This window comes from Acinetobacter endophylla, assembly GCF_053543775.1.
On the sequence record NZ_JBLVOM010000041.1, the window covers coordinates 1 to 1,022 of the forward strand.

Below are 1,022 nucleotides of genomic sequence, written 5' to 3' on the forward strand. Positions count from 1 at the left end.
ATAACGTTGAACCCAACGGTAAATAGTCGTGTGATCAACATTCACACCCCGTTCGGCCAGCATTTCCTGCAGTTCACGATAGCTAATGCCATATTTACAATACCAGCGCACAGCCCAAAGAATGATTTCGCCCTGAAAATGCCGACCATGGAAAGGATTCATATGCTGCACCTTTAGCTAAAACAGTCTTCAGCTTACCATTCGTGGTTATTTGCAACAGTGCCGATTTTTTGAAAAAAGCATAGGTCTAGATAATCAAGCTAGATTTTTTAAAACTCCACATTGGTCAATTGTACATAAACCATCACAAGTACCTCTTAAATCAGATAGTTGTTCAATAAGCTTTTGTTGCTTGATTATATTTTCTCTGATAGCACTGACATGTAAGTCAATTAATTCATTCACATCTGAACAATTTTTCTCAGGTTTGTCTTTATAGGTAAGTAATTGACGAATTTCATTCAAACTCATATTTAAAGTTCGGCAATTCAAAATAAATTTAATTCGCTCAACATAGCCTACATCGTAAAGGCGGTAATTTCCTTCCGTTCTTTCCGGTTCCGGAATTAAACCTTCCTTTTCATAAAACCTAATTGTTAATACTGAACATAAGGTTTTTTTAGAGAGTTCACCAATTTTTAAATGCATTGAGTTGGTATTTCCAAAAAATCTTGACTCTATAGTAACTATAGGGATTCTAATATTCAAAGTTTATAAATTTTTTTAATGGGTATAACTATGAGTGGCTGTGGATGTAGTAAAGAAACACCATGCGAAGATAAGAAATCTCAACAAGAAAATCATCCATCAATTGCAGAAGCAAGCAATTCAAAGAATTGTGATAATACGCCTAGCTGTTGTGGTGAAGAGAAAGAAGAAAAATCTTCATCTCCTTGCTGTAACACTTCAAACAGTTGTGAAGATACCGCTCAATCCTGTTGTGGTTCTGATCCCAAAGAAAATTTAAGCACTGAAAACGTTTTAAAAGATTCGCACTACATGAGTGAATACTTAGTTCCCAA

At 35.1% G+C, this 1,022-nt stretch carries 1 protein-coding gene and 2 pseudogenes; 1 reads left to right on the forward strand and 2 read right to left on the reverse strand.

The features are described 5' to 3' along the window. Nucleotides 1-162: pseudogene (locus ACNPNW_RS04180) on the reverse strand (IS6 family transposase); the annotation flags it as partial. 93 nt (nucleotides 163-255) lie between these two features. After that, nucleotides 256-648 (reverse strand): Cd(II)/Pb(II)-responsive transcriptional regulator, encoded by a 393-nt coding sequence (cadR, locus tag ACNPNW_RS04185; RefSeq protein WP_448766565.1) that lies wholly within the window; start codon nucleotides 646-648, stop codon nucleotides 256-258. A gap of 90 nt (nucleotides 649-738) precedes the next feature. Between cadR and ACNPNW_RS04190 the strand changes: the two are divergent. Continuing rightward, nucleotides 739-1,022 (forward strand): annotated as a pseudogene (locus ACNPNW_RS04190) (cation transporter); the annotation flags it as partial.

Excerpts from the sequence above, each read along its gene's own strand:
- cadR (WP_448766565.1), bottom strand. The coding sequence starts at position 648 with ATGCATTTAAAAATTGGTGAACTCTCTAAAAAAACCTTATGTTCAGTA.